This window comes from Halomonas lysinitropha (genome assembly GCF_902500215.1).
Lineage (GTDB): Bacteria > Pseudomonadota > Gammaproteobacteria > Pseudomonadales > Halomonadaceae > Halomonas > Halomonas lysinitropha.
Window position 1 is genome coordinate 112,835 of record NZ_CABVOU010000016.1, and the last position, 24,991, is coordinate 137,825.

General features: G+C 65.3%; 22 protein-coding genes and 2 tRNA genes. 13 read left to right on the forward strand and 11 right to left on the reverse strand.

The genetic code is table 11. The annotated features are described in order from the left end of the window. The first annotated feature begins 11 nt into the window (after positions 1-11). The 13 genes from folP (at position 12) to pnp (ending at position 12,530) form a co-directional block, all read left to right on the forward strand. Positions 12-878: a dihydropteroate synthase gene (folP, locus tag HALO32_RS02515; RefSeq protein ID WP_151442217.1), complete on the forward strand. Its 867-nt coding sequence runs from the start codon at positions 12-14 to the stop codon at positions 876-878. Beyond that, complete coding sequence (gene glmM, locus HALO32_RS02520; RefSeq protein ID WP_151442218.1) at positions 871-2,220, forward strand: phosphoglucosamine mutase; 1,350 nt, start codon at positions 871-873, stop codon at positions 2,218-2,220. Before folP ends, glmM begins: the two co-directional genes overlap by 8 nt. Before the next feature lie 82 nt (positions 2,221-2,302). After that, positions 2,303-3,052: a triose-phosphate isomerase gene (gene tpiA / locus HALO32_RS02525; RefSeq protein ID WP_151442219.1), complete on the forward strand. Its 750-nt coding sequence runs from the start codon at positions 2,303-2,305 to the stop codon at positions 3,050-3,052. Between the two features lie 4 nt (positions 3,053-3,056). Further along, positions 3,057-3,416 carry a preprotein translocase subunit SecG gene (secG, locus tag HALO32_RS02530; protein WP_151442220.1) on the forward strand — a complete coding sequence of 120 codons (360 nt, stop codon included), beginning with the start codon at positions 3,057-3,059 and terminating at the stop codon, positions 3,414-3,416. 23 nt (positions 3,417-3,439) lie between these two features. Continuing rightward, positions 3,440-3,526: transfer RNA gene (locus tag HALO32_RS02535), tRNA-Leu, on the forward strand. A gap of 111 nt (positions 3,527-3,637) precedes the next feature. Next, positions 3,638-3,714: transfer RNA gene (locus HALO32_RS02540), tRNA-Met, on the forward strand. Between the two features lie 217 nt (positions 3,715-3,931). Beyond that, entirely contained in the window at positions 3,932-4,390 is a 459-nt protein-coding gene (gene rimP, locus HALO32_RS02545) for a ribosome maturation factor RimP (RefSeq protein ID WP_151442221.1), read from the forward strand. A 43-nt stretch (positions 4,391-4,433) separates the two neighbouring features. Next, the gene (nusA, locus tag HALO32_RS02550) at positions 4,434-5,927 is read left to right on the forward strand and encodes a transcription termination factor NusA (RefSeq protein WP_151442222.1); all 1,494 of its coding nucleotides are present in this window, start codon (positions 4,434-4,436) and stop codon (positions 5,925-5,927) included. A 27-nt stretch (positions 5,928-5,954) separates the two neighbouring features. Next, positions 5,955-8,507, forward strand: a complete 2,553-nt coding sequence (gene infB, locus HALO32_RS02555) for a translation initiation factor IF-2 (RefSeq protein ID WP_151442223.1) — start codon at positions 5,955-5,957, stop codon at positions 8,505-8,507. 18 nt (positions 8,508-8,525) lie between these two features. Beyond that, on the forward strand, positions 8,526-8,966 hold the full coding sequence (rbfA, locus tag HALO32_RS02560; protein WP_151442224.1) for a 30S ribosome-binding factor RbfA: 441 nt from the start codon (positions 8,526-8,528) through the stop codon (positions 8,964-8,966). Beyond that, positions 8,966-9,883 carry a tRNA pseudouridine(55) synthase TruB gene (truB, locus tag HALO32_RS02565; protein WP_151442225.1) on the forward strand — a complete coding sequence of 306 codons (918 nt, stop codon included), beginning with the start codon at positions 8,966-8,968 and terminating at the stop codon, positions 9,881-9,883. Before rbfA ends, truB begins: the two co-directional genes overlap by 1 nt. Positions 9,884-9,962: 79 nt before the next feature. Further along, positions 9,963-10,232 (forward strand): 30S ribosomal protein S15, encoded by a 270-nt coding sequence (rpsO, locus tag HALO32_RS02570; protein WP_151442226.1) that lies wholly within the window; start codon positions 9,963-9,965, stop codon positions 10,230-10,232. A 162-nt stretch (positions 10,233-10,394) separates the two neighbouring features. Beyond that, entirely contained in the window at positions 10,395-12,530 is a 2,136-nt protein-coding gene (gene pnp / locus HALO32_RS02575) for a polyribonucleotide nucleotidyltransferase (RefSeq protein WP_192576415.1), read from the forward strand. A gap of 142 nt (positions 12,531-12,672) precedes the next feature. Here the strand turns inward: pnp and HALO32_RS02580 are convergent, their stop codons facing one another. From HALO32_RS02580 to dksA, 11 genes are all read right to left on the reverse strand, one after another. Then, positions 12,673-13,848 carry an acetyl-CoA C-acetyltransferase gene (locus tag HALO32_RS02580; protein WP_151442228.1) on the reverse strand — a complete coding sequence of 392 codons (1,176 nt, stop codon included), beginning with the start codon at positions 13,846-13,848 and terminating at the stop codon, positions 12,673-12,675. Positions 13,849-14,061: 213 nt separating this feature from the next. After that, positions 14,062-14,442, reverse strand: a complete 381-nt coding sequence (panD, locus tag HALO32_RS02585; protein WP_151442229.1) for an aspartate 1-decarboxylase — start codon at positions 14,440-14,442, stop codon at positions 14,062-14,064. A gap of 36 nt (positions 14,443-14,478) precedes the next feature. Beyond that, positions 14,479-15,327, reverse strand: coding sequence for a pantoate--beta-alanine ligase (gene panC / locus HALO32_RS02590; protein WP_151442230.1), 849 nt, complete (start codon positions 15,325-15,327; stop codon positions 14,479-14,481). A 25-nt stretch (positions 15,328-15,352) separates the two neighbouring features. After that, positions 15,353-16,144 (reverse strand): 3-methyl-2-oxobutanoate hydroxymethyltransferase, encoded by a 792-nt coding sequence (panB, locus tag HALO32_RS02595; RefSeq protein ID WP_151442231.1) that lies wholly within the window; start codon positions 16,142-16,144, stop codon positions 15,353-15,355. 113 nt (positions 16,145-16,257) lie between these two features. Next, the gene (folK, locus tag HALO32_RS02600) at positions 16,258-16,755 is read right to left on the reverse strand and encodes a 2-amino-4-hydroxy-6-hydroxymethyldihydropteridine diphosphokinase (RefSeq protein ID WP_151442232.1); all 498 of its coding nucleotides are present in this window, start codon (positions 16,753-16,755) and stop codon (positions 16,258-16,260) included. Continuing rightward, a complete protein-coding gene (gene pcnB / locus HALO32_RS02605; RefSeq protein WP_151442233.1) occupies positions 16,752-18,149 on the reverse strand; it encodes a polynucleotide adenylyltransferase PcnB in 1,398 nt (465 codons plus the stop codon). The genes folK and pcnB overlap by 4 nt, the downstream gene beginning before the upstream one ends. A gap of 840 nt (positions 18,150-18,989) precedes the next feature. Further along, positions 18,990-20,378, reverse strand: a complete 1,389-nt coding sequence (locus HALO32_RS02610; protein ID WP_151442234.1) for a sigma-54-dependent transcriptional regulator — start codon at positions 20,376-20,378, stop codon at positions 18,990-18,992. Then, the gene (locus tag HALO32_RS02615; RefSeq protein ID WP_151442235.1) at positions 20,356-23,316 is read right to left on the reverse strand and encodes an ATP-binding protein; all 2,961 of its coding nucleotides are present in this window, start codon (positions 23,314-23,316) and stop codon (positions 20,356-20,358) included. The genes HALO32_RS02610 and HALO32_RS02615 overlap by 23 nt, the downstream gene beginning before the upstream one ends. Next, the gene (locus HALO32_RS17890; RefSeq protein ID WP_166644658.1) at positions 23,306-23,482 is read right to left on the reverse strand and encodes a hypothetical protein; all 177 of its coding nucleotides are present in this window, start codon (positions 23,480-23,482) and stop codon (positions 23,306-23,308) included. The genes HALO32_RS02615 and HALO32_RS17890 overlap by 11 nt, the downstream gene beginning before the upstream one ends. Positions 23,483-23,494: 12 nt before the next feature. After that, complete coding sequence (gluQRS, locus tag HALO32_RS02620; protein WP_151442236.1) at positions 23,495-24,388, reverse strand: tRNA glutamyl-Q(34) synthetase GluQRS; 894 nt, start codon at positions 24,386-24,388, stop codon at positions 23,495-23,497. A 90-nt stretch (positions 24,389-24,478) separates the two neighbouring features. Continuing rightward, positions 24,479-24,916, reverse strand: a complete 438-nt coding sequence (gene dksA, locus HALO32_RS02625) for an RNA polymerase-binding protein DksA (protein WP_151442237.1) — start codon at positions 24,914-24,916, stop codon at positions 24,479-24,481. Between the last annotated feature and the right edge of the window lie 75 nt (positions 24,917-24,991).

Sequence of the window (24,991 nt, forward strand, 5' to 3'; positions counted from 1 at the left end):
CCGACAGGAAGATGATGGATATCCGTGCATCGACGCATCTGCCGTGTGGCCGGCACCGGCTCGACCTCTCCTTTCCCCGCATCATGGGGATCCTCAACGTCACGCCCGACTCCTTCTCCGACGGCGGCCGTCATGCGGTGCCGGATGATGCCCTGCGCCATGCCGAACAGATGCTGGCCGAGGGGGCCGCGATCATCGATGTGGGCGGCGAGTCCACGCGTCCCGGTGCCGAGCCGGTCTCGGTCCAGCAGGAACTGGACCGAGTGGTGCCGGTGGTGGAGGCCCTGGTACGCGAGTTCGATGCCCTGGTCTCGGTCGATACCAGCACGCCCGAGGTAATGGCGGCAACGGCACAGGCCGGCGCCGGCATGATCAATGACGTGCGCAACCTGCGCCGCGAGGGAGCTCTATCGGCGGCGGTCGTCAGTGGGCTGCCGGTGTGCCTGATGCACATGATCGGCGAGCCCGGTGACATGCAGGACGACCCGCACTACGACCGTCCGGTCGAGGAGGCCGTGGCGACATTCCTCGCGCAGCGAGTGGCCGCCTGTGAGGCGGGCGGTCTGCGTCGCGAGCGCATGCTGCTCGACCCGGGCTTCGGCTTCGCCAAGTCGGTGGAGCACAACCTGCGCCTGCTCAAGCATATGGACCGTCTGGAGGCGCTCGGGCTGCCGCTGCTGGTGGGTATGTCGCGCAAGAGCATGATCGGCAAGGTGCTGGGGCGGCCAGTGGAAGAGCGCCTCTCCGGCAGCCTGGCGCTCTCTGCCCTGGCGGTAGATCGCGGCGCCCGTATTCTGCGCGTCCACGACGTGGGGCCCCACGTGGACGCGGTGAACATGACTTGGGCCGTACTCGAGGAAGGCAGCGCGCATGACTAGACGCTATTTTGGCACCGATGGCATCCGCGGCACCGTAGGCGAGCCGCCCATCACGGCGGATTTCATGCTCAAGCTGGGTTGGGCCACCGGTCGGGTGCTGACCCGGGACAAGAGACGTGCCCGGGTGATGATCGGCAAGGACACGCGGATCTCGGGTTACATGTTCGAGTCGGCCCTGGAGGCGGGACTCTCCGCCGCCGGCGTCGACGTGATGCTGCTGGGGCCCATGCCGACCCCGGCGATCGCCTATTTGACACGCACCTTCCGTGCTGACGCGGGCATTGTCATCTCCGCCTCTCATAATCCTTTCCAGGATAACGGCATCAAGTTCTTCTCCGCTTCTGGCACCAAGCTGGCCGACGAGGTCGAGGAGCGCATCGAGGCCATGCTCGAGGAGGCGCTGACCACGGTGGCGCCGGATCACCTGGGCAAGGCGATGCGGGTCGATGACGCCCCGGGGCGCTACATCGAGTTCTGCAAATCGACCATTCCCGACCGGGTCAGCCTGCACGGGCTGAAGATGGTCATCGACTGTGCCCATGGTGCCACCTACCACATCGCCCCCAGCGTCTTCCGCGAGCTGGGCGCGGAGGTCAACCTGATCGGCGCCACGCCGGATGGCCTGAATATCAACCAGGAGGTGGGCTCGACCCATCCCGCTGCACTGCGCGCGGCCGTGACCCAGCAGGAGGCCGACCTCGGGGTGGCCTTCGACGGCGACGGCGACCGTGTACTGCTGGTGGATGCCGACGGTCGCGAGATCGACGGCGACGATATCCTCTATCTGATCGCCACGGACCGTCATGGTCGTGGTGAGCTGGGAGGGGGCGTGGTGGGCACCCTGATGTCCAATTTCGGCCTGGCGGCTGCTATGGAGGCGCTCGATATTCCCTTCGAGCGAGCCCGCGTCGGGGATCGTTACGTCATGGAGCGGCTGGCCGCCAAGGGGTGGCAGCTGGGCGGCGAGTCTTCCGGCCATATCGTCTGTGGCCATGTGCAGACCACCGGCGACGGTATCGTCTCGGCGCTGCAGGTGCTGGCGATCATGGTCCGCGAACAGCAGCCTCTGGGCCGCCTGCTCGCTGGCCTGCAGAAGGCGCCCCAGGCGCTGATCAACGTGCGCCTCAGGCCCGGCAGCAATGCCAAGGCGCTGCTGGAGCAGGCCTCGCTCAAGCAGGCGGTATGCCGCCTGGAGGCCGAGCTGGGCAATCAAGGGCGCGTGCTGCTGCGGGCCTCGGGCACCGAGCCGCTGATCCGGGTGATGGTCGAGGGGCGTCCCCATCTGGACGTCGACGCCCTGGCGCGCCGCCTCGCCGATGACGTCGAAGCGCTGCTCGGCTGAGCGCAGGCGGCTATTGTCAGGTCGGTTGTCTTGACGGAGCCCCTCCTATACCATTTCGCACCACCTTGAAAGAGGAACTCCCATGCGCATGCCGCTGATCGCTGGAAACTGGAAGATGAACGGCTCCCTGGCCCTGGTCGAGGAGTTCGGTCGGGCCTTTGCCGGCGTCTCCCTGCCCGTGAATGTCGAGGTGGCGCTGATGGTCCCCTTTCCTTTCCTGGAAGCGGCGGGCAGGGCGCTCGGTGAGACGTCGGTGACGGTCGGGGCCCAGACGCTCAGCGATCAGCCCTCGGGGGCCTTCACCGGTGAGGTCAGCGCGGCCATGTTGCGCGACTGCGGTGCCCGCTACGTGCTGGTCGGCCACTCGGAGCGACGCATCCTGTTTGGTGAAGACGATGCGATGGTGCTGGCACGCGTCAAGGCGGCCCTGGCCGAGCAGCTCACGCCGGTGCTCTGCGTCGGCGAGACTCTGGAGGAGCGCGAGGCCGAGCGCACCGAATCGGTGGTGCTGGGTCAGGTCGAGGCGGTGTTCGATGCCCTCGACGAGGCCGATCGTATCCGCGTGGTGATTGCCTATGAGCCTGTCTGGGCCATCGGCACCGGGCGCACGGCGAGTCCCGAGCAGGCCCAGGCGGTGCATGCGGCCATTCGTGGCTACCTGTCGCGCTATGACGATGCATTGGCCGGTGGCGTGCGTCTGCTGTACGGCGGCAGCATGAAGGCGGATAATGCCGCCGAGCTGCTCTCGCAGCCCGATATCGACGGCGGCCTGGTGGGCGGCGCTTCGCTCAAGGCCGACGATTTCCTAGCCATTTGTCAGTCAGCAGGTTGAATCCATGCAAGTTGCCATTCTCATGACCCATGTGGCGATTGCCATCGCCCTGGTCGTCCTTATCCTGCTGCAGCAGGGCAAGGGCGCTGAAGCCGGTGCCGCCTTCGGTGGCGGTGCCTCCCAGACCGTGTTCGGTTCGAAGGGCAGCGGTAGCTTTCTGGCGAAGTTCACCGGTCTACTGGCCGTGGCCTTCTTTGCCACTTCCCTGACGCTGGCCTGGTTTGCTTCCCAGGCCGGTGAGGCGCCCGAGGCCGGCATCCCCGATGCCCAGCTCATCGAGCAGCAGAATGCCGTGCCGACCCTTGACGATGACGGCAGTGATGTGGATAATACTGCGCCAGCGCTGGAGGAAAGCGGCGATTGATCTCGCCACCCAGTCTCCCCGATGCCGAAGTGGTGGAATTGGTAGACACGCTATCTTGAGGGGGTAGTGGCCTTATGGCCGTGCGGGTTCAAGTCCCGCCTTCGGCACCAATTGTGAAGCGTTCGATGCAGCGATCGAGGCTTTGAAGCAAGATTGGCAGTACGCGGTATTGCCGCTTGACGATGTTGTCATGCGGGCTTACAATATCCGACCTAGATTGATGCGGGGTGGAGCAGTCTGGTAGCTCGTCGGGCTCATAACCCGAAGGTCATCGGTTCAAATCCGGTCCCCGCTACCATCTTCCTGGCAGGCATGCAGTTGCTTTAGGGGCATGCCAGAGAGCCGAAGTGGTATACAGGTTTCTTGTGAAAGCCCCTTCCTGTGAAGGGGCTTTTTGTTAGCAGCTTGCCAGCCGGAGACGGCGGCGCTGTTCCGGGCAACGCCAATCAGCCACCTGACTCTTCTCTTGACTCCCGGCCAGGTGCCTGATGCAACGGCTGTAGGAGCTTTCTTCCGTGGCAATCAAGGATGCTGCGCTGCATGCGCTGATCGAACCGGTGGTCTCTGCCATGGGGTTCGAGCTATGGGGCATCGATCATCTGTCCCAGGGCAAACATTCCCGCCTGGTGATCTACATCGATCACCAGGACGGGGTGAGCGTGGACGATTGCGCCGATGTCAGCCGCCAGGTCAGTGCGGTGCTCGATGTCGAGGATCCGGTGCCCGGCGAATATCGGCTGGAAGTCTCCTCGCCGGGCATGGACCGGCCGCTGTTCACCCTCGAGCAGTTCGAACGCTATGCCGGCTATATGGTGGCCGTGAAGTTGCGCCTGCCCTTCGACGGGCGACGCAAGTTTCAGGGGCTGCTGGCCGGGGTCGAGAGCGATGAGGTGCTGCTGCAGATCGACGGCGAGGAATATTGTTTTCCCATCGAGGGTATCGATCAGGCGCGGGTCGTCCCGCAGTTCACATGATGGGCTCGGTGCATAAGATCAGGTTCACTGGCGAGGCTAAGGCATGAGTAAAGAAATTCTGGCGGTCGTCGACGCGATCTCCAACGAGAAGGGGGTCTCCCGCGAGGTGATCTTCGAGGCCGTCGAGGCGGCCCTGGCCAGTGCATCGCGCAAGCGCTTCGAGGGCGAGGAAGCCAGCGTGCGGGTGCACATCGACCGCGAAACCGGCGACTACGAGACGTTCCGCCGCTGGGTGGTGGTCGAGGATGATGACTTCGATGGCCCCGATGCGCAGATCAAGCTCTCCTTTGCCGAGCGCCGTGACCCGCCCCTGAGCTTGGGTGACGTGGTCGAGGAGCGCATCGAGAACGCCTCTTTCGGCCGGATTGCCGCCCAGACCGCCAAGCAGGTCATCGTGCAGAAAGTGCGCGAGGCCGAGCGGGCCGAGGTAGTACGCCAGTATGCCGAGCGCGAGGGTGAGCTGGTCGCCGGTATCGTCAAGAAAACGACACGCGATGGTCTGATCATCGATCTTGGCGAGAATGCCGAGGCCTTCCTGCCGCGCAGTGAGATGATCCCCGGTGAGCGCTACCGCATGAACGAGCGCGTTCGCGCGCTGCTGGTCAAGGTCGATCCCGAGGCGCGCGGCGCCCAGTTGATCCTGTCGCGTACCTGCCCGGAGCTGATCATCGAGCTGTTCAGCATCGAGGTGCCGGAGATTGCCGAGGAGCTGATCGAGATCAAGGGCGCGGCGCGCGATCCCGGCTCTCGAGCCAAGATTGCGGTCAAGACCAATGACCGACGCATCGATCCGGTAGGGGCCTGCGTGGGTATGCGCGGGTCGCGGGTTCAGGCGGTCTCCTCGGAGCTGCAGAATGAGCGCGTGGACATCGTGCTGTGGGACGACAATCCGGCCCAGCTGGTGATCAACGCCATGGCGCCCGCGGATGTCGGCTCGATCCTCGTTGACGAGGAGGCTCATGCCATGGATGTGGCCGTCGCCGAGGACAATCTGGCCCAGGCCATCGGCCGCAGCGGCCAGAACGTACGCCTGGCTTCCGAACTTACCGGATGGCGGCTGAACGTCATGACCGAGGAGGAGGCCGAGGACAAACGCGATCAGGAGGTTGACAGCCTGGTCGAGCATTTTATCCAGCACCTGGGTATCGACGAGGACGTGGCACGCCTGCTGGTGGAAGAGGGCTTCACCTCCCTGGAGGAGGTTGCTTATGTACCTGTCGATGAGATGCTGGAGATAGAAGAGTTCGACGAGGAGCTTATCGAGGAGCTGCGCGCTCGTGCCAAGGATGAACTGCTGAACCTGGCCATCGCCTCCGAGGAGGAGCTCGATGGCGCCCAGCCGGCTGACGACCTGCTGGAGATGGACGGTATGGAGCGCCACCTGGCCTTCATTCTGGCCAGCCAGGGCATTGTCACCATGGAGGACCTGGCCGAGCAGTCCGTCGATGACCTGCTGGACATCGAGGGAATCGACGGGGAGCGCGCCGCGGCACTGATCATGACTGCCCGTGCGCCATGGTTCGAGAACGAACAGTAAACGGGTCACGGGTTGAGGAGGGTCGTAATGTCAGAGATGACCGTTAAGGATTTTGCAGCAAAGGTGGGGCGCGATGTGCCTCGCCTGCTGGAGCAGATGAAAGAAGCCGGACTCGGCCAGAAGTCCGAGGGCGATGCCGTATCCGAAGAGGATAAGCGTCAGCTGCTTGACTATCTCACCAAGAGTCATGGCGGCAGTGGCGCCGGGGCGAAGGATCGGATCACGCTGACGCGCAAGACGCGCAGCCGCATCAAGACCGGCGAACGTGGCAAGAGCATCGAGGTGCAGGTGCGCAAGAAGCGTACCTACGTCAAGCGTGCCGAGGAAGAGACCAAGCCGGAGCCGGCAAAAGACGCCGGTCCGCGTCAGCTGGTAGGCGACATGGCCGATTCCCAGCAGGCACAGGCCGCCAAGGATGCCCGTGAGGCCGAGGAAGCCAAGGAGGCTCGCGAGGCCGAGGAGGCCAAGGCACGCGCTGCCGAGGAGTCCGCCCGTGAAGCGGCGGCCAAGCTCGAAGCCGACAAGGCCACCGCTGAACTCGAGATTCCGGTGCCGGAGCTCGAGACTTCCACGCCCGCCGAGGAGCCACCGGCTCCGCCCAAGGAGGGACGTCCCGAGTCGCGCCGTGCTGCAGTCAAGAAGGCCACCACCAAGGCCGGCACCGGCAAGAAGGGACGTGGCGAGCGTGATGACGATGATCGCGGTGACCGCGAGGAGCGTCGTCGTGGCGGCAAGAAGGCCAAACGCGCCGAGCGTCGGGGTGGCCGCCGTGGCGGTAGCCAGGGCGGTGGCGGCAAGCACGGCTTCCAGAAGCCGACCCAGCCGATCATCCGCGAGGTGTCGATCCCTGAGTCGATCAGCGTCGCCGACCTGGCCGACAAGATGTCGATCAAGGCGAACGAGGTCATCAAGGCCATGTTCACCATGGGTGCCGCGGTGACCATCAATCAGACCATCGATCAGGACACCGCGGCCATCGTCGTCGAGGAGATGGGGCACAAGCCCAAGCTGGTCAAGGATGATGCGCTGGAGACCGAGGTCCTCGAGGGTATTTCCTACGAGGGCGAAGAGATCACCCGCTCGCCGGTGGTCACGGTCATGGGTCACGTCGACCACGGCAAGACCTCGCTGCTGGACTACATCCGCAAGGCCAAGGTGGCCACCGGCGAGGCTGGCGGTATCACCCAGCACATCGGGGCCTATCACGTGCAGGATGATCACGGTGGCGTGACCTTCCTGGATACTCCGGGCCACGCGGCGTTCACCGCCATGCGTGCCCGCGGTGCCAAGGCGACCGACGTGGTCGTGCTGGTGGTGGCGGCCGATGACGGCGTGATGCCCCAGACCATCGAGGCCATCGAGCACTCGCGGGCGGCCGAAGTGCCCATGGTGGTGGCGGTCAACAAGATCGACAAGGCGGGCATCGACCTTGACCGCATCAAGAACGAGCTCTCCCAGCACGGCGTGATTTCCGAGGAGTGGGGCGGCGACACCCAGTTCGTGTATGTTTCCGCGCACACCGGCGAGGGCATCGAGGAACTGCTGGAAGCCATTCAGCTGGTCTCCGAGGTACTCGAGCTCAAGGCCGTTCCCGAGGCGCCCGGCAAGGGCGTGGTGGTCGAGTCTCGCCTGGACAAGGGCCGCGGCCCCGTGGCCACCGTGCTGGTCCAGAACGGCACCCTGAAGAAGGGCGACACCGTGCTGGCCGGCCTGCACTACGGCCGTGTCCGCGCGCTGACCAACGAGCTGGGCAAGCAGGTCGACGAGGCTGGGCCATCCACCCCGGTGGAGATCCAGGGCCTGGACGGCACCCCCGAAGCGGGTGACGATTTCATGGTGCTGGCCGATGAGAAGAAGGCCCGCGAGGTCGCCAACTTCCGTCAGGGCAAGTACCGCGAGGTGCGCCTGGCACGCCAGCAAAAGGCCAAGCTGGAGAACATGTTCAGCCAGATGGGCCAGAATGTGGCGGCCAAGCTCAATATCGTGCTCAAGGCCGACGTCCAGGGTTCTCTGGAGGCGATCAAGGGCGCCCTCGAAGAGCTCTCTACTGACGAAGTGGAAGTGGCCGTGGTCTCCTCCGGCGTGGGCGGCATCACCGGCACCGATGCCAACCTGGCGCTGGCCAGTGACGCCATCGTGGTCGGCTTCAACGTGCGTGCCGACGCCGCGGCCCGCGAGATCATCGAACGTGAAGGCCTGGATCTGCGCTACTACAGCGTCATCTACCAGCTGATCGACGAGGTCAAGCAGGCCATGAGTGGCATGCTGGCGCCGGATTGGAAGGAAGAGATCGTCGGTGTTGCCGAGGTTCGTGATGTCTTCCGTGCACCCAAGATCGGTGCCGTGGCCGGCTGCATGGTGGTCGAGGGCAGCGTGCACCGCAACAAGAAGATCCGCGTGCTGCGCGATAACGTGGTCATCTACGAGGGCGAACTCGAGTCGCTGCGCCGCTTCAAGGACGACGTCCAGGAAGTGCGTAACGGGATGGAGTGCGGCATCGGCGTGAAGAACTACAACGATGTCCAGGTCGGCGACAAGATCGAGGTGTTCGATCAGGTCAAGGTCGAGCGGACCCTCTAAAGGCTCGAGGAGTCGTACATGCGCGAGTTCAAGCGTACCGACCGGGTAGCCGACCAGCTCCAGAAGGAGCTGGCGGTGCTGATCCAGCGAGAGGTCAAGGATCCGCGCCTGGGCATGGTCACTGTCAGCGGCGTCGAGGTCAGTCGCGACCTCGGCTATGCCGACATCCATGTGACCCTGCTGGGGGAGCAGACGCCCGAGCGCATCAAGGAGAACCTGGCGGTGCTCAAGCGGGCCGCCGGCTTCCTGCGCAGCCAGATCGCCCGTCGCATCAAGCTGCGTCATGTGCCGGAGCTGCGCTTCCACTATGACGAGAGTGTGGTGCGTGGCCAGCACTTGTCGTCGCTGATCGACGAGGCCGTTGCCAGCGACCAGGCCCAGCATGACGAGGCGGATGACGGCCGCGATCCCATCGATGGTTCGGCAGACGGCTCGACAGAAAAGGACGAGCGCGACTGATGGCTCGGCGGCGTCGCGGATTGCCGGTGAACGGCGTGCTGCTGCTGGATAAACCAAGGGGCTTGTCCAGCAACCATGCGCTGCAGCGGGTTCGGCACCTGTTCCAGGCCCAGAAGGCTGGCCACACGGGAACGCTGGATCCCATGGCCACCGGCCTGCTGCCGGTCTGCTTCGGTGAGGCGACCAAGTTTTCCGCCCACCTCTTGGAGGCCGACAAGGTCTATCGCACGCGGGTGGAGCTCGGCGCGATCACCGATACCGGCGATGCCGAGGGCGAGGTGGTCGAGCGTCGTGCGGTGCCCCGGCTGACCGAGGCTGACGTCGAGGGGGTGCTGTCGCGTTTCCGCGGCGAAATCGACCAGGTGCCGCCCATGTACTCGGCGCTCAAGCACCAGGGGCGCAAGCTCTATGAGCTGGCCCGGGAGGGCAAGTCGATCGAGCGTGCAGCCAGGCGCGTGACGGTGTATGATGCGCGCCTCTTGGCTCTTGCCGATACCGCCTTCGAGCTGGAAGTGCGCGTGAGCAAGGGCACCTATATCCGTACCCTGGCCGAAGACATCGGCCAGGTGCTGGGTTGCGGAGCGCACATCAGCGCGCTGCGCCGCCTGGCAACGGGCCCCTTCACGAGCGAGGGCATGTTGACCCTCGAGTCGCTGGAGGCCATGCCCGGCGAGGCCGAGCGTGAGACGGCGCTGCTGCCGGTGGACGTGCTGGTCGACCACCTGTCGTGGCTCGAGGTCGATGCCGCGGTGGCCAGCCGGCTGACCCATGGCCAGCAGGCCCGAGTCGAGGCTGGCGACCTGGTCGAAGGCGAGACGACACGACTCTATCGTGACGGGATCTTTCTGGGTCTCGGCACGGTGACGGGGCCACAGGAGGTGGCACCGAAAAGGCTGTTGAGCACTGCAGCCGACTGAAGGAAGATACGCCCGAGACTGCAAATATGCGTGGTCTCAAACATTTATCACCCAGGCATATTGCTTACTGGAGAGACAGATGGCACTGACAGCCGAGCAGAAGTCCACAATCGTCAATGAGTACGGTCGTGGCGAGAACGACACCGGTTCCCCCGAAGTGCAGGTAGCCCTGCTGAGCGCCAACATCGATGGCCTGCAGGACCACTTCAAGACCAACAAGCAGGATCACCACTCGCGTCGTGGCCTGATCCGCATGGTCAACCAGCGCCGCAAGCTGCTGGACTACCTGAAGCGCAAGGACTTCGAGCGCTATCAGGCACTGATCCAGCGTCTGGGCCTGCGCCGCTAAGCGACGCATCCCAAGCGGTAACGAAACGGGCAGCCTTCGGGCTGCCCGTTTTGTGTCCATGGCCGCGAAATAGCGTTACCCGGTGGCCGCCACGGGCGTCAACCCCTAAAATGGTCGCCGAGTCAAAACGACCCAAACACAGAAAAGTTGAAGGAAGTCGCCGTGAACCCGGTCAAGAAAACGTTTCAGTACGGTCGCAGCACCGTCACCCTGGAAACCGGGCGCATCGCCCGCCAGGCTACCGGTGCCGTGATGGTTACCATGGATGATACCGTGGTGCTTTGCACCGTGGTGGCCAAGAAGGAGGCCAATCCCGCCCAGCCCTTCTTCCCGTTGGGGGTGTTCTATCAGGAGAAGACCTACGCGGTCGGCAAGATCCCCGGCGGCTTCTTCAAGCGCGAGGGGCGTCCAACCGAGAAGGAGACCCTCACCTCGCGGCTCATCGACCGCCCGATCCGCCCGCTCTTCCCCAAGGGCTTCATGAACGAGGTGCAGGTGGTCTGCTCGGTGCTCTCCACCGAGCGCAACCATGACCCCGACGTCGCCGCGATGCTCGGCACTTCTGCTGCCCTTGCCATTTCCGGGGTGCCATTCAACGGCCCGATCGGCGCCGCACGGGTGGGCTTCACCGAGGACAACGGCTACTTCCTCAACCCCACCGTCGAGGAGCTGACCGGTTCCGAGCTCAACATGGTCGTTGCCGGCACCGAGAAAGCGGTGCTGATGGTCGAGTCCGAGGCCAACGAGCTGCTCGAGGACGAGATGCTCGGCGCCGTGCTCTATGCCCACCAGGAGATGCAGGTGGCCATTCAGGCCATCAACGAGCTGACCGCCGAGGCGGGCAAGCCGAAGTGGGACTGGCAGCCCCCCGTCGACAATACCGCCCTCAAGGGCGCCATGGCCGATGCCTTCGAGCAGAAGGTCGGCGAGGCCTATCGCATCACCGACAAGATGGCCCGCCAGGACGCCCTCTCCGCTCTCAAGGATCAAGCGGTCGAGCAGTTCGCCGGGGAGGAAGAGGGCAAGTACGATGCCGATGAGGTCAAGGGGGCTTTCGCCGGCCTGGAGAAGCGTGTGGTGCGTTCGCGGGTGGTCAAGGGCGAGCCGCGTATCGATGGTCGCGACCACAAGACCGTACGTCCGCTGGATATCGAAGTCGGCACCCTGCCCAAGACGCATGGCTCGGCGATCTTCACCCGTGGCGAGACCCAGGCCATCGTGGTGGCGACGCTGGGGACCCTACGCGACTCCCAGCTGATCGAGTCGCTGGAGGGTGAGCGCAAGGATCGTTTCCTGCTGCACTACAATTTCCCCCCTTACTGCGTGGGCGAGGCCGGCTTCATGGGCGGTCCCAAGCGTCGCGAGATCGGCCATGGTCGTCTGGCACGCCGCGGCGTGCAGGCGATGCTGCCCGATGAGGCAGACTTTCCCTACACCATCCGCGTGGTTGCCGAGATCACCGAGTCCAACGGTTCGAGCTCCATGGCGTCCGTTTGCGGTTCGTCGCTTGCGCTGATGGATGCCGGCGTGCCGATGAAGGCGCCGGTGGCCGGTATTGCCATGGGGCTGGTCAAGGATGAGGACGGCTTCGCCGTCCTCACCGACATCCTCGGCGACGAGGATCATCTCGGCGACATGGACTTCAAGGTGGCCGGCTCCACCAACGGCGTCACTGCTCTGCAGATGGATATCAAGATCGAGGGCATCAACGAGGAGATCATGGAGGTCGCACTGCAGCAGGCCTATGAGGCTCGTCAGCAGATCCTCGAGCAGATGAATACGGTGATCGCCCAGAGTCGTGAAGAGGTGTCCGAGAACGCGCCTTCCATGGCGACCATCAAGATCGATCCGGAGAAGATCCGCGATGTGATTGGCAAGGGTGGCGCGACCATCCGCAAGATCTGTGAAGATACCGGCGCCTCTATCGATCTCGACGACGACGGCACCGTGCGCATCTATGCCGAGGACAAGGCAGCCGCCAAGGCGGCGATCGATACCGTGCTGGCGATTACGGCCGAGCCCGAGATTGGCAAGCTCTATCGCGGGAAGGTGGCGCGGATTGCCGATTTCGGCGCCTTCGTCAACATCATGCCGGGCACCGACGGCCTGGTGCATATCTCCCAGATCGTGCCGGAGCGGGTCAACGACGTACGCGATTTCCTGAACGAGGGCGACGAGCCCATCGTCAAGGTGCTCGACATCGACAACCGCAACCGGGTGAAGCTCACCATCAAGGAGATCACCCCGGAAGAGAAGGCGGCGTTCGAGGCGGAGGAAGCCGCAGAGCCCCAGCTGTAAGGCGCCTTCGGCGAGTTACAAGCTCCAAGGAGCAAGGTGCAAGGAAACCGCCGCCGAGGTCACCCTCGGCGGCGGTTTGCTTTGTGTGGGCCGAAAAAACCCCGGGCGCGAGTCCCGGGGCCTGCTGTCTGCAGCTTGTAGCTTACCTTTCGATCGCGAGCGCGACCCCCTGCCCGCCGCCGATGCACAGGGTCGCCAGGCCCTTCTTGGCATCGCGGGCGATCATTTCGTGGACCAGGGTCACCAGGATGCGGCAGCCGGAGGCGCCGATGGGGTGACCGATGGCGATGGCGCCGCCGTTGACGTTGACCTTGCTGACATCCCAGCCCAGCTCCTTGTTGACGGAGAGCGCCTGGGCGGCAAAGGCTTCGTTGGCCTCGACCAGGTCCAGGTCGTCCAGGCTCCAGCCGGCCTTCTCGAGGCAGCGGCGGGTAGCCGGTGCTGGGCCGATGCCCATGATGGACGGATCGACGCCGGCGTTGCTGTAGGCCTTGATGCGGGCCAGCGGCTCAAGGCCCAGAGCCTTGGCCTTGTCGGCGGTGCAAAGCATCACCACGGCGGCCCCGTCGTTGATGGAGGAGGCGTTGCCGGCGGTGACGGTGCCGTCCTTCTTGAAGGCCGGACGCATGCCGCCGAGCTTCTCGGCGGTCACGTCACGCGGGCCCTCGTCGGTGTCGAAGACCACCGGGTCGCCCTTGCGCTGGGGGATCTCCACCGGGACGATCTGGCCCTTGAACTTGCCCTCGCGGATGGCCGCCGCGGCCTTCTGCTGGGAGCCGGCGGCGAACTCGTCCATCTCCTCGCGGCTGATGCCGTACTTCTCTGCCAGGTTCTCGGCCGTGATGCCCATGTGGAAATTGTTGAAGGCATCCCACAGGCCGTCGTGGACCATGGTGTCGATGGCCTTCCAGTCGCCCATGCGCTGTCCTGTTCGGGAGTTGGGCAGCACGTGGGGTGAGGCGGACATGTTCTCCTGGCCCCCGGCGATGATCAGCTCGGCGTCGCCGCAGCGTATCGCCTGGGTGGCCAGGTGCAGGGCCTTGAGGCCCGACCCGCAGACCTTGTTGATGGTCATGGCCGGTACCGCATCCGGCAGGCCTGCCTTGATGGACGCCTGGCGGGCGGGGTTCTGGCCGACCCCCGCGGTGAGCACCTGGCCGAGCAGTACCTCGTCGACCTGGTCCCCGGCAACGCCGGTGGAAGAGAGGATGTCCTTGATGACATGGGCACCCAGGTCGCTGGCGGGGATGCCGGCCAGTGAGCCACCGAAGGTGCCGACGGCAGTGCGGCGAGCGGCAACAATCACCACGTCTTGCATAGGAGATACTCCTGAAGAATGACTAGCGGGCTTGCGGCCGTGTCTGTAGGACGGTCTGAGCTCGAAGACGTCTCAGACATAGCCGGGATATCCAGCATAGGCGACGCTTGTGCGTCGCGGCAATGCTTCCATGGACGAATGCCCGGGGAGGGACCGAAGGAAGGGAGCGTTGTGCGCTGCGGCACCCCCGCAGGGTGCCGTATCAGACGGCTGTCAGGCGAGCTGTACCGGGATAGCGTTGCTGGTGTGGCTGATGGCATTGCCTTCCCGAAGGTAGACCAGGGCCGGGGCGTGGGTATCGAGCTCCGCCTCGCTGTAATGGGCATAGCTGCAGATGATCACGCGTTGCCCCTCACTCGCCAGGTGGGCCGCGGCGCCGTTCACCGAGATCATCCTGGAGCCTTCCTCGGCGCGGATGGCGTAGGTGGTGAAGCGCTGGCCATTCTCGACGTTGTAGATCTGGATCTGTTCGTTCTCGCGGATGCCGGACATGTCGAGCAACTCGCCGTCGATGGCGCAGGAGCCCTCATAGTTGAGTACGGCGTGGGTGACACGGGCCATGTGCAGCTTGGCCTTGAGCATGATGGTCTGCATGGTGCGAAGGTTCCTCTGTGTGGCGTTACCACGCTCTCAGCGTGGCAGAGTAAGGCTCAGGTTATCGATCAGTCGGGTCGGGCCGAGGCGCGCCGCGGCGAGCAGGACGGCGTCACGGGTGGTGGCCGTGACCGCCCCCAGGTCGGCGTCGCGAAGCTCGAGGTAGTCCGGTGTGAAGCCAGCCTCCCTCAGCCGAGCGAGGCCGTCATCCAGGGCCGGCGCGACCTCGTCGCCGGCTTCCAGGGCGTCGCGCAGCGTGCACAAGGTATGGTACAGCGACGGGGCGGCGTCGCGCTGGGCGGCATCCAGGTAGCCGTTGCGCGAGGAGAGGGCCAGGCCATCCTCGGCGCGAACAATGGGTACGCCGACGATCTCCACCGGCAGGTGCAGGTCGTTGACCATGCGGCGGATCACCGCAAGCTGCTGGTAGTCCTTCTCTCCGAAGCAGGCGACATCGGGCTGCACCAGGTTGAAGAGCATGGTGACGATGGTGGCGACACCATCGAAGTGCCCGGGCCGGTCGCCACCGCAGAGCCCCTCGCTGACCTCGGGCACGCAGACCCGGGTCTGGGCGGCCAGGCCGCGCGGGTAGACGGCCGTTGTCTCGGGAGCGAACAGCAGGTCGGCGCCGGCCGCCTCGAGCTTGGCCTGGTCGTCGGCCAGGGTCCGTGGATAGGCATCCAGATCCTCGTTGGCACCGAACTGCAGGGGATTGACGAAGATGGTCGCCACGACCACATCGCCCCGGCGGCGCGCTTCCGCCACCAGTGCCAGGTGGCCCTCATGCAGGTTGCCCATGGTCGGTACCAGGGCGATGCGCTGGCCGCGTTGACGGAATTCGTCCAAGGCCTCGCGCAGGAGCGGAATTTCTCGCAGGGTACGCATCTCGGCGAGCTCCTCGAAACGCTGCTTAGAAACAGTGCTCTTGGGCGGGGAAACGACGGGCCTTGACGTCCTCATGGTAGCGGTGGAAAGCGCCCGGGATATCGTCGGCCTCGGTCATGAAGTTCTTCACGAAGCGTGGCGTGCGGCCGTGGGTGATGCCCAGGACGTCGTGCATCACCAGGATCTGGCCATCCGTATCCGGGCCGGCGCCGATGCCGATCACTGGAACCTCCAGTGCCTCGCTGACGGCTCGGCCCAGGCTTGCCGGGACACACTCCAGCAGGATGACCGAGGCGCCGGCCTCGACCAGAGCCCGAGCGTCCTCGAGGATTCGGGTTGCCTGTTCGGCCTCGCGCCCCTGTACCTTGTAGCCCCCCAGCTGGTAGACCGACTGGGGCGTCAGACCGAGGTGGGCGCAGACCGGCACGCCGCGTCGAGTCAGTTCACGAATGCCGTCGGCCATCCAGGCCTCGCCCTCGACCTTTACCAGCTCGGCACCGGCACGCATCAGCTCGCCGGCGTCCCGCAACAGGCACTCGGTGCTCGCATTGCTCATGAACGGCAGGTCGACCATCAACAGGCTGGCGCCCTTGCCGCGGGCCACGCTGCGGGTGTGGTAGCAGATCTCGTCCAGCGTCACCGGCAGGGTACTGGCGTGACCCTGCAGGACCATGCCCAGCGAATCGCCCACCAGCAGGACCTCGATGCCGGCGTCCCCCGCCGTGCGGGCAAAGGTGGCGTCGTAGGCGGTCAGGCAGCTGAACGGCTCACCGGCGCGCTTGAGGGCCTTGAGCGTGCTCAGGGTGACGGTTTTCATGGCGTGCTCTCATCGTCTTGTCGTGGGAGGCCTCCGGCGGGCCTGCCTCGTGTAACCTTCGATTGTTACCTGAATCATGCCAAGGTGTCGATAGGTAACAGTGTGGAGCGTTTTCAGCCTTGCGGTAACACTGGCTGAAGGCCTCGGGTGTCGAGCCTCGCTATCCGTTGTGCCAGGGTGTGGCCTTCTACTACCCGAGTCGGCGCCAGCTCGGCCAACGGGACCAGCACGAAGGCGCGCCGGACCATCTCCGGGTGGGGCAGCGTCAACCGGGGCAGCGTGACCCGGTAGTCATCGAAGAGTAGCAGATCCAGGTCTAGAGTCCTGGGGCCCCAGCGCTGGCCGCGCACGCGGCCATGCCGCTGTTCCAGTGCCTGCAGCTGGTCGAGCAGGGCAAGCGGAGAAAGGCGTGTCTCCAGCTGAGCCACGGCATTGATGTAGTCGGGCTGGTTGGTGGGCCCTAGCGGCGTGCTGGCATAGAGCCGCGAAGCGGCGATGCGGTGGGTCAGAGGGAGGCTGTCGAGCTCACGAAGGGCGCGCTCGACATGTTTCCGCGGTCCATCGAGATTGCTGCCCAGGCCGATCCAGACATGGTGCCGCGGATGGTTCATGTCTCGCTCGCGGGGCCCCGCGGCTTCTTGCGGCGTCGGCGACGCTTGCGCGGCTGGCCGCTGCCGGCCGGGTCGGCGCTGACCTTGCCCAGCAGGCGGCGCTGTTCATGCTCGTCAGCTTGCTGGAAGGCGGTCCACCAGTCACCCAGGCCGGGTTCGAGCTCGCCGGCACCTTCGCGCAGCAGCAGGAAATCGTAGGCGGCTCTGAAGCGGGGGTGCTCGCGGGTCTGGAAGACTCGCTTGCCGCGTCGCAGCGGCAAGCGCTGCTGCAGGTCCCAGATGTCGCGCATCGGCAGGCTGAAGCGCTTGGGGATGGAGATGTGCTGAAGCTGGCGCGAGACCACCTGCTGGGACGCCGCCTGGAGCGCAGGAATGGGCGGCATACCATCGCCCTCGAGGATCGCCTGACGCTGCTGGACGGGGGCCCAGAGCAGGGCGGCGAACAGGAAGGCCGGCGTGACCGGACGGTCTTCGGCGATGCGGCGGTCGGTACTCTCCAGTGCCAGCTCGACCAGGCGTTCGGCCCAGGGCTGCTCCTCCATGGCCTCGTCGGCCTCGGGGAAGAGCATCGCGAAGAGCCCGTAGTCGCGCAGCAGATGGAAGGTGGCGACCCCCTGGCCGGCCATGAACAGCTTGAGGATCTCGTCGAATAGCCGCGCCGGGGGAATCTGCAGCAGCAGCGGCGCGGCGTCGTGGATGGGTGCCTCGGTGGCCGGATCGAGATGGAAGTCGAGCTTGGCGGCGAAGCGCACTGCCCTGAGCATCCTGACCGGGTCCTCGCGATAGCGGGTGGCCGGGTCGCCGATCAGCCGCAGGGTACGGGCCTCGATGTCGCGCACGCCGTCGGCGAAGTCGTGGATCGAGAAGTCGGCGATGTTGTAGTAGAGGGCATTGACGGTGAAGTCGCGACGTATCGCATCTTCTTCGATATTGCCCCAGACGTTGTCGCGCAGCAGCAGGCCATCGTTCGATTGCTGGGAGATATGATCGGCGTGGTCATCGCTGGGCTTGCCACGGAAGGTGGTAACCTCGATCACCTCGCGGCCGAAGCGGACATGCACGATGCGGAAGCGCCGGCCGATGATGCGCGAGTTGCGGAAGAGGTCCTTGACTTGATTCGGCGTGGCGTCGGTGGCGACATCGAAGTCCTTAGGCATGTGGCCAAGCAGCGCATCACGGATGCATCCACCCACCAGGAAGGCCTGGAAGCCGGCATTGTGTAGCCGATAGAGCACCTTGAGGGCGGCGTCGCTGAAGTGCTGACGCGAGACAGGATGTTCCTGGCGGGGAATGATGCGCGGGCCGGTGCTGGCGGCCGGCGCATCCTGAGGGCCGAACAGCGACTTGATGCGCTCGCCCGGGCTCTGCAGAAAGCGGGTAAAACCTTTGATCATGCGGCGATATCGACTCGCGGGACGCGGAAAAGGCTTGAGTGTAGCCGACCACTGACACCTTGCAAAGCGCGGCACGGTGTAGAGGTTCGTCATGAAATAGAAAGGGGAGGCCAATGGCCTCCCCTGTTCAAGCAGAATGCAGCATCCCTGCTGCTGATTTTTCTTCGTGATGGCGCATCGCCCTGAATACGCACCACAGTCACCAAGGAGTGTTCAGGCAAGCGGTGTTGTTGTGTTTGTTGATGCTCCTGACGGCGACCGTCTCGTATTCAAAACAATAGTCCAACCACGACGGCATAGAAATATGCCTCCTACCGGCTTGTTGATCTTGTTGCCGGTAGTGCACCTCGACGGCCATTGTCATTGTTGGTCGGCCATACCCGGGTGCGTCGCGTCCTGATGGCTCCGGTGCTTCGAGCAACTTGTTGTTGTTGGGACCCGAAGGCCTCGCGCTGTGCCGATGCTGTTCTTGTTCTCGGCAAGCGCCGAAGTCGTGGGGCCCGGGGTATTTTGTTGTTGTTCGCGGGTTGGGCCCCGTCACACCTGTCTGGCCTGTTGTTATTATTGGCAGCGGGTGACGTCCGGATTTGTTTTTCTTGCCTTAGATGTAGCAGCCTGTGTGCCAGTTAACTGTAATGTCTTTAAAAACAGATAATTATAGAAAGAACGGGGCGTTGTCATGCTGGAAGGAGAGTGGAGTGTTACCCGGATGACCCCGCTTTGAGGCATTGGCTGTGTGGGAAGGTAACAAATGGTGCAGGCCGGGCGACGAGCAGAGGAAAGGATACGCCCGCGGATGATGTCGCGGGTGCTTGCACCCTGGCCGCATGGCCAGCCGCATTATCCTATGTTGCGGCGTGGGCTCTTCTTGCGTGGTATGCCCAGGCGCTGTCGTCGCTCCCACAGGCACTTGCGGCTGATGCCGAGCTTCTGGGCGAGCTCGGTCTCGCTCATCTGGTCTTGATGCTCAAGCACGAAGTGCTGGAAGTAGTCCTCCAGGGAGAGGTCCTCGCCGCCGCTGGTTTCCTGCGTTTCCTGGCCGCCCACGGCTGGCGCTGGCGTCCGGGGCCTGCTCGGCGGCTGTGGCGTCGGCGCGAGTCCCAGGTCGTCGGGATGAATGAGGTGGCCCTCGGCGAGGATCACGCCGCGCTCCAGGGCATTCTCCAGCTCACGGACGTTACCTGGCCAGGGGCAGTCGCGGATGGTGCGCCGGGCGGCCCGCGAGAGGCGCAGCCCGGCGCGCGCATGGCGTCGACAGGCTTTCTCCAGGAGCACGTCGGCGATTTCGAGGATATCGTCCTCGCGCTCGCGCAGGGCCGGCAGGTCGATCTGCATCACGTTGAGGCGGTAGTAGAGATCGAGGCGAAATTCGCCGGTCTTCGACAGGCTCCGCAGGTCGCGGTGGGTGGCGGCGATCAGGCGTACGTCGACATGGCGGGTTTCCACGGAGCCGATCTTGCGGATCTCGCCCTCCTGCAGTACTCGCAACAGGCGTGCCTGGGCGTCGAGCGGCAGTTCGCCGATCTCATCGAGGAAGAGGGTGCCGCCATCGGCGGCCTCGACCAGCCCGGTGCGCGAGGCACTGGCGCCGGTGAAGGCGCCCTTCTCGTGCCCGAACAGCTCCGACTCGATGAGTGTCTCGGGGATGGCGGCGCAATTGACACAGATCAGCGGCGCCTGGGCGCGGCGGCTCTGCTGGTGCAGGGCACGGGCGACCAGCTCCTTGCCGGTGCCCGACTCGCCCTGGATCAGCACGGTGACATCGGCGGGTGCCGCCTTGCGGATGCGCGTGTAGACCACCTGCATGGCAGGACAGTTGCCGATCATCGGCTGGCGGGTACCGCCGGGCTCGGTGATGTCGGGCGGCTCGCCCTGCAGGGAGGCCTGACGGTGCAGGACCCGGGCCACGGTCTCGAGCAGCTCGTCGTGGTCGAAGGGCTTGGCCACATAGTCCACGGCCCCGAGCTTTAGCGCCTCCACCGCCGAGCGCATGCTGGCATAGCTGGTCATGATCAGCACCGGGACGGGGTTGGCGCGGGCAATCAGCTCTGTGCCGGGCTCGCCGGGGAGTCTCAGGTCGCTGATCACCAGGTCGAAGCCCTGGGGGTCGAGCGCCAGTGCCTCGGCCACCGAACCGGCCTCACTGACCCGGTGGTCGTGGCGCTCCAGCAGCCGCTTCAGGGCGCTGCGGATGATGGCTTCGTCTTCAACGATCAGGATCCGGCTCATCGGTGCATTCACCATGCTCTGGGTTGAGGGGCAGCCACAGATTGATGCGGGTGCCCTTGGCCTGCCCGGGGGGCGGGGAGTCGATATCGATCTGGCCGCCATGCTCGGCAATGATGCTATAAACCAGCGGCAGGCCGAGGCCCGTGCCCTCACCGGGCGGCTTGGTGGTGGTGAAGGGCTCGAACAGGTGGTCGCGCACCCATTCATCTATGCCGTGGCCCTGGTCGGTGACGGTGACATGAAGCCACCCGTCCTGAGGGGCGGCATCGATGGTGACTTCGCCGCCCGGGGCGCTGGCGTCGCGGGCATTGCCGAGCAGGTTGACCATTACCTGCAGCAGCCGTTGGGCATCTCCCTTGACCTCGAGGCCCGCCGGGCAGCGATTGTGATAGTGAATATCCTCCCTCGAGCGGGCGAGGTGGATCAAGTGCAGGGCCTCGTCGATCAGGTTGGCCAGCGGTACCGGCGCGAAGGGTTGGCCGGTCACGTGGCGGCCGCCATGGGCGAAGCCGACCAGCGACTCGACGATGCGCGTGATGCGGTCGGTCAGCTGCTGGATCTGAGTGGCGCTCTCCAGTACCTCCGGGTCGTCGGTATCGTAGCGTAGATTCTGGGCCAGCGAGGAGATGCCGGTGACGGGGTTGCCGATCTCGTGGGCCACGCCCGCCGCCAGCTGGCCGATGGAGGCCAACCGGGCGGCATGCACGAGTTCGTCCTCCAGCCACTTCATTTCGCTGTGGTCCTCCACCAGGATCACGGTACCGCCGCGCACCTCCTCGTCGACCTCGAGCGCGGCCTTGTGCAGGCTCAGGTAGCGAGTGGTGCCGTCCAGTGTCACCGGCTGCTTGTAGAGGTGATCGTGGTGCTCGAGGAGCACGCGTCCCAGCAGGGCTTCCCAGGGTGGGGGCAGGCCATCGCGGCGGGCCCCGATCACACTGTTGCCTTCGATGCCGGAAAGCTCGGCGAGGGCGTCGTTCCACATCAGCAGCTCGTCGTCGGCGCCGAAGGCGCACAGCCCCACCGGCAGCCGTGTGAGGATACGGCGGTGGTAGCGGCGCAGGCCGTCGAGTTCCCGGGCCAGGCCGGTGAGCCGGGTGCGATAGGCCTCCAGGCGGCTCTCGACGAATTGGACGTCATCATTGGGCTCCAGGCCACCGCGGCGATAGGGCAGGTAGCGGTCGACGATGTCCTGTGCCACCGAGGGGCCCATCAGTCCCGAGAGGTTGGCCTGGATGCGGTCGCGCAGCCGGCGCAGGGCGTAGGGGCGGCCATCCAGCGGCGACAGGCCCAGGTCGGTCAGGGCGCGGTCGACCTCTCGGCTGGCGACCTCCTCTCCCAGGGCGCGGGCCAGATGGTGTTTGAATTCCTCGCCGTTCCCGGCCACCAGCGGCAGGCGCTTGGGGCGGATCACCGCATCCACCGAGCAGGCCTCGGCCGCGGCCCTCTCGCCGGCGGAGGTTGGCGTGATCAGCGACACCAGGATGAGGGTCAGGATATTGGCCGCCAGCGAGACCAGGGTCACCACGTACCAGACGGGCTCGCCGGCCAGTACCTCGAGGCCCGGCGGCAGCAGCACCAGGGCCGGGATGTCGCTGAGCAGTGGCACCCAGGTGCCGGCGAGCCATACGAGCCCGCCTGCCGTCAGCCCGCTGACCATCCCCTTGCGGTTGGCCCCCGGCCAGTAGAGCAGCGCGAGCATGCCCGGCAAGAACTGGGCGATGCCGATGAAGGCGGCCAGTCCCAGGGTGGTGAGATCATGGTTCACGCCCACCAGGCGGTAGAAGAGCCAGCCGCCGAGGATCACCGCCACGATCAGGGCGCGGCGCAGCCAGCGCAACCAGCGATAGAGGTCCGGCTGGTCCACCGGGGGGTGGGCAACCAGCACCAGGTGGTTGAGGATCATCCCCGACAGCGCCAGGGAGATGATGATCATGGTGCCGCTGGTGGCCGCCAGGCCGGCGATGAACACCACTCCCTGGAGCCACAGCGACTCGGAGAGTCCGTAGGCCAGGTAGGCGGTGCCGAGACCGCCGGCATCGACGCCCAGACGCTGGGAGGCCCAGAGGATGAGGGGGACGGGCAGCGCCATCAGCAGCAGGAACAGCGGCAGCGACCAGGCCGCCTGGAGGAGGGTGCGCCGCGAGAGGGTCTCGGCGAAGGTGATGTGGAACATGTGCGGCATCAGGAAGGCCGCGGCGAAGAAAAGCAGCAGCAGGGTGCGCCACTGGGCCGGGTCGAGCTGGGCAATGCCGAGCTGCGCCGCGCGCCCCGGCCCGTCCAGCCAGGCCTGGAGGTCCGCGGGGCCGTCGAAGACCACGAACAGCGCGAAGGCCCCCAGTGTCAGCATGGCGGTGAGCTTGACGAGAGACTCCAGGGCGATGACCGCGAGCAGGGTGTCGTGGCGGGCGTGGAGCCGGGTGTGGCGGGCGCCGAAGAGGATGGCGAACAGCGCGATCAGTGCGCAGAACAGCAGGGCCAGCAGGGCCGGTCTGGCGGTGCCGGTCAGCAGAGCGATGGTGTCGCCCAGGGTCTGCACCTGGAGGGCCAGCAGGGGCAGCACGGCCAAGAGGCTGATCAGGGTGATCAGGGTGCCGACCCAGCGTGAGCGGAAGCGGAAGGCGAAGAGATCGGCCAGCGAGGCCAGCTGGTAGGTGCGGGTCATGCGCTGGATCGGCACCAGCAGGACCGGAGCGAGCAGGAAGGCACCGGCCACGCCCAGGTAGTAGGCGAGGTAGCCGTAACCGGCATTGCCGGCAAGCTCCAGGCTGCCGTAGATCGCCCAGGCGCTGGCATAGACCCCTAGCGCCAGGGTGTAGACAACAGGATGGCGGGCGATGCGCGTGGGAATCCACTGCCGCTCTATCGCCAGGGCCCCCAGGAACAGCAGCAGCAGGTAGCCGCTGCCGAGGGCCAGCAAGCCGCCGAGGCTAGCGTTCATCGAGTTTTCTCTTCTGCTCCAGCCACAGGGTCAGGGCGATCAGCACCCCCCAGATGACGAAGGGGCGATACCAGGCTACCTCGGGACTGGCCCAGCCACTCATCAATAGCGGGGAGAGCAGGTAGCCGCCAAAGACCAGGAAGAGCATGATGCGATAGACGTACATGAGAGGCTCCTCTCAGGGCGCGACGCTGCCGGCCTGGCAGTGAGGCTCGGCGCGCAGCCGGGCGATCTCCCAGTGGTCCACGGCCCAGCGCAGCTGCTCTGCCACCGGTGCCGTGGCAAGCTCCCGGGGCGGGGCCTGATCCAGTGTGGCCAGGGCCGCATGCAGCAGCGGGCGCACCGCATCGTCCTGCTCCGGCAGGGCTGGTGCGAGGTTCTGCTTGGAGAGCTTCTGGCCGTCCTCGCCGATGATCAGCGGCAGGTGCAGGTAGCGCGGTTGGGGGGCGCCCAGGGCGTGCTGCAGCTGGCGCTGCCAGGGGGTATTGTCGAGCAGGTCGACGCCGCGCACCACGTCGCTGATGCCCTGATCGGCGTCGTCGACCACCACGGCGAGCTGGTAGGCCCAGAGACCGTCCTTGCGCTGGAGTACCACGTCGCCGAGTTCGGCCGGATCGAGACGCTGCTCGCCGAACAGGCGGTCCTGCCACACCACCGGACGCAGGCCCAGGTCGCTGCGCAGTCGCCAGGCTACCGGCTTGCCGGGTTCCTGCACCCCTTGCCGACACCAGCCGGGGTAGACGGCGTAGTCGCGCCACTGCTTTCGTGAGCAGCTACAGGGATAGGCGAGCCCCAGATCCTTGAGGCGTTCCAGGGCTGCGGCATAGGCGTCGTTTCGCTCATGCTGCCAGAGTACCGGACCGTCCCAGTGGAGGCCGAAGGCCTCGAGCTGGCGCAGGATGGTGTCGGCGGCCCCGGTGGGGCAACGCGGCGGATCGATGTCCTCGATGCGCAGCCACCACGCGCCTCTCGCTTGGCGGGCATCCAGGAAGCTGGCCAGAGCCGCCACCAGGGAGCCGAAGTGCAGGGGTCCCGAGGGAGTTGGCGCAAAGCGTCCACGGTAGCGGCTCATCGATACTCCCTGTCGTTCAGGGCCGATACGCAAACGGGCACCCTGGGGTGCCCGTCGCGGGGTGGGATCACGGAGATCGGCATGGCTGACTCAGCCGCCCAGCTGTTTTTCCTTGAGCTCGGCCAGGGTCTTGCAGTCCACGCACAGGGTCGCGGTGGGCCGTGCCTCGAGCCGACGAATCCCGATTTCGACGCCGCACGCCTCGCAGAAGCCGTATTCGTCCTCGTCGATCTTCTCGAGCGTCTCGTTGATCTTCTTGAGCAGCTTGCGTTCGCGATCACGGGTGCGCAGCTCTAGGTTGAAGCCTTCCTCCTGGGTGGCTCGATCGGCAGGGTCGGCATAGTTGTTTGCCTCCTCCTGCAGGTGGCGCACGGTGCGGTCGACTTCTTCCATGAGCTCCTGTTTCCAGCCCAGCAGGATCTGTCGGAAGTGCTCCAGCTGCTTGTCGTTCATGTACTCTTCACCCGGCGCCGGCTCGTACGGGGTGAATTTCTTGGGAGCATCCATCTTCTTTTCAGCTACTGGCATGGGATTGCCTCGTTACTTGAGTGACTACTGATCAATACCCGTCGTGATGCCTGGTATCTCACGCCAAAGGGGTGC

Bases quoted from the DNA above. Each gene is read 5' to 3' on its own strand.
- panD (WP_151442229.1), bottom strand. From the start codon at position 14,442: ATGCAGACCATCATGCTCAAGGCCAAGCTGCACATGGCCCGTGTCACC.
- truB (WP_151442225.1), top strand. From the start codon at position 8,966: ATGGCTCGGCGGCGTCGCGGATTGCCGGTGAACGGCGTGCTGCTGCTG.
- infB (WP_151442223.1), top strand. From the start codon at position 5,955: ATGTCAGAGATGACCGTTAAGGATTTTGCAGCAAAGGTGGGGCGCGAT.
- panC (WP_151442230.1), bottom strand. From the start codon at position 15,327: ATGCGTACCCTGCGAGAAATTCCGCTCCTGCGCGAGGCCTTGGACGAA.
- dksA (WP_151442237.1), bottom strand. From the start codon at position 24,916: ATGCCAGTAGCTGAAAAGAAGATGGATGCTCCCAAGAAATTCACCCCG.
- secG (WP_151442220.1), top strand. From the start codon at position 3,057: ATGCAAGTTGCCATTCTCATGACCCATGTGGCGATTGCCATCGCCCTG.
- HALO32_RS17890 (WP_166644658.1), bottom strand. From the start codon at position 23,482: ATGTACGTCTATCGCATCATGCTCTTCCTGGTCTTTGGCGGCTACCTG.
- rbfA (WP_151442224.1), top strand. From the start codon at position 8,526: ATGCGCGAGTTCAAGCGTACCGACCGGGTAGCCGACCAGCTCCAGAAG.
- nusA (WP_151442222.1), top strand. From the start codon at position 4,434: ATGAGTAAAGAAATTCTGGCGGTCGTCGACGCGATCTCCAACGAGAAG.
- folP (WP_151442217.1), top strand. From the start codon at position 12: ATGATGGATATCCGTGCATCGACGCATCTGCCGTGTGGCCGGCACCGG.
- tpiA (WP_151442219.1), top strand. From the start codon at position 2,303: ATGCGCATGCCGCTGATCGCTGGAAACTGGAAGATGAACGGCTCCCTG.
- pcnB (WP_151442233.1), bottom strand. From the start codon at position 18,149: ATGATCAAAGGTTTTACCCGCTTTCTGCAGAGCCCGGGCGAGCGCATC.
- HALO32_RS02580 (WP_151442228.1), bottom strand. From the start codon at position 13,848: ATGCAAGACGTGGTGATTGTTGCCGCTCGCCGCACTGCCGTCGGCACC.
- HALO32_RS02615 (WP_151442235.1), bottom strand. From the start codon at position 23,316: ATGAACGCTAGCCTCGGCGGCTTGCTGGCCCTCGGCAGCGGCTACCTG.
- rpsO (WP_151442226.1), top strand. From the start codon at position 9,963: ATGGCACTGACAGCCGAGCAGAAGTCCACAATCGTCAATGAGTACGGT.
- gluQRS (WP_151442236.1), bottom strand. From the start codon at position 24,388: ATGAGCCGCTACCGTGGACGCTTTGCGCCAACTCCCTCGGGACCCCTG.
- HALO32_RS02610 (WP_151442234.1), bottom strand. From the start codon at position 20,378: ATGAGCCGGATCCTGATCGTTGAAGACGAAGCCATCATCCGCAGCGCC.
- glmM (WP_151442218.1), top strand. From the start codon at position 871: ATGACTAGACGCTATTTTGGCACCGATGGCATCCGCGGCACCGTAGGC.
- panB (WP_151442231.1), bottom strand. From the start codon at position 16,144: ATGAAAACCGTCACCCTGAGCACGCTCAAGGCCCTCAAGCGCGCCGGT.
- folK (WP_151442232.1), bottom strand. From the start codon at position 16,755: ATGAACCATCCGCGGCACCATGTCTGGATCGGCCTGGGCAGCAATCTC.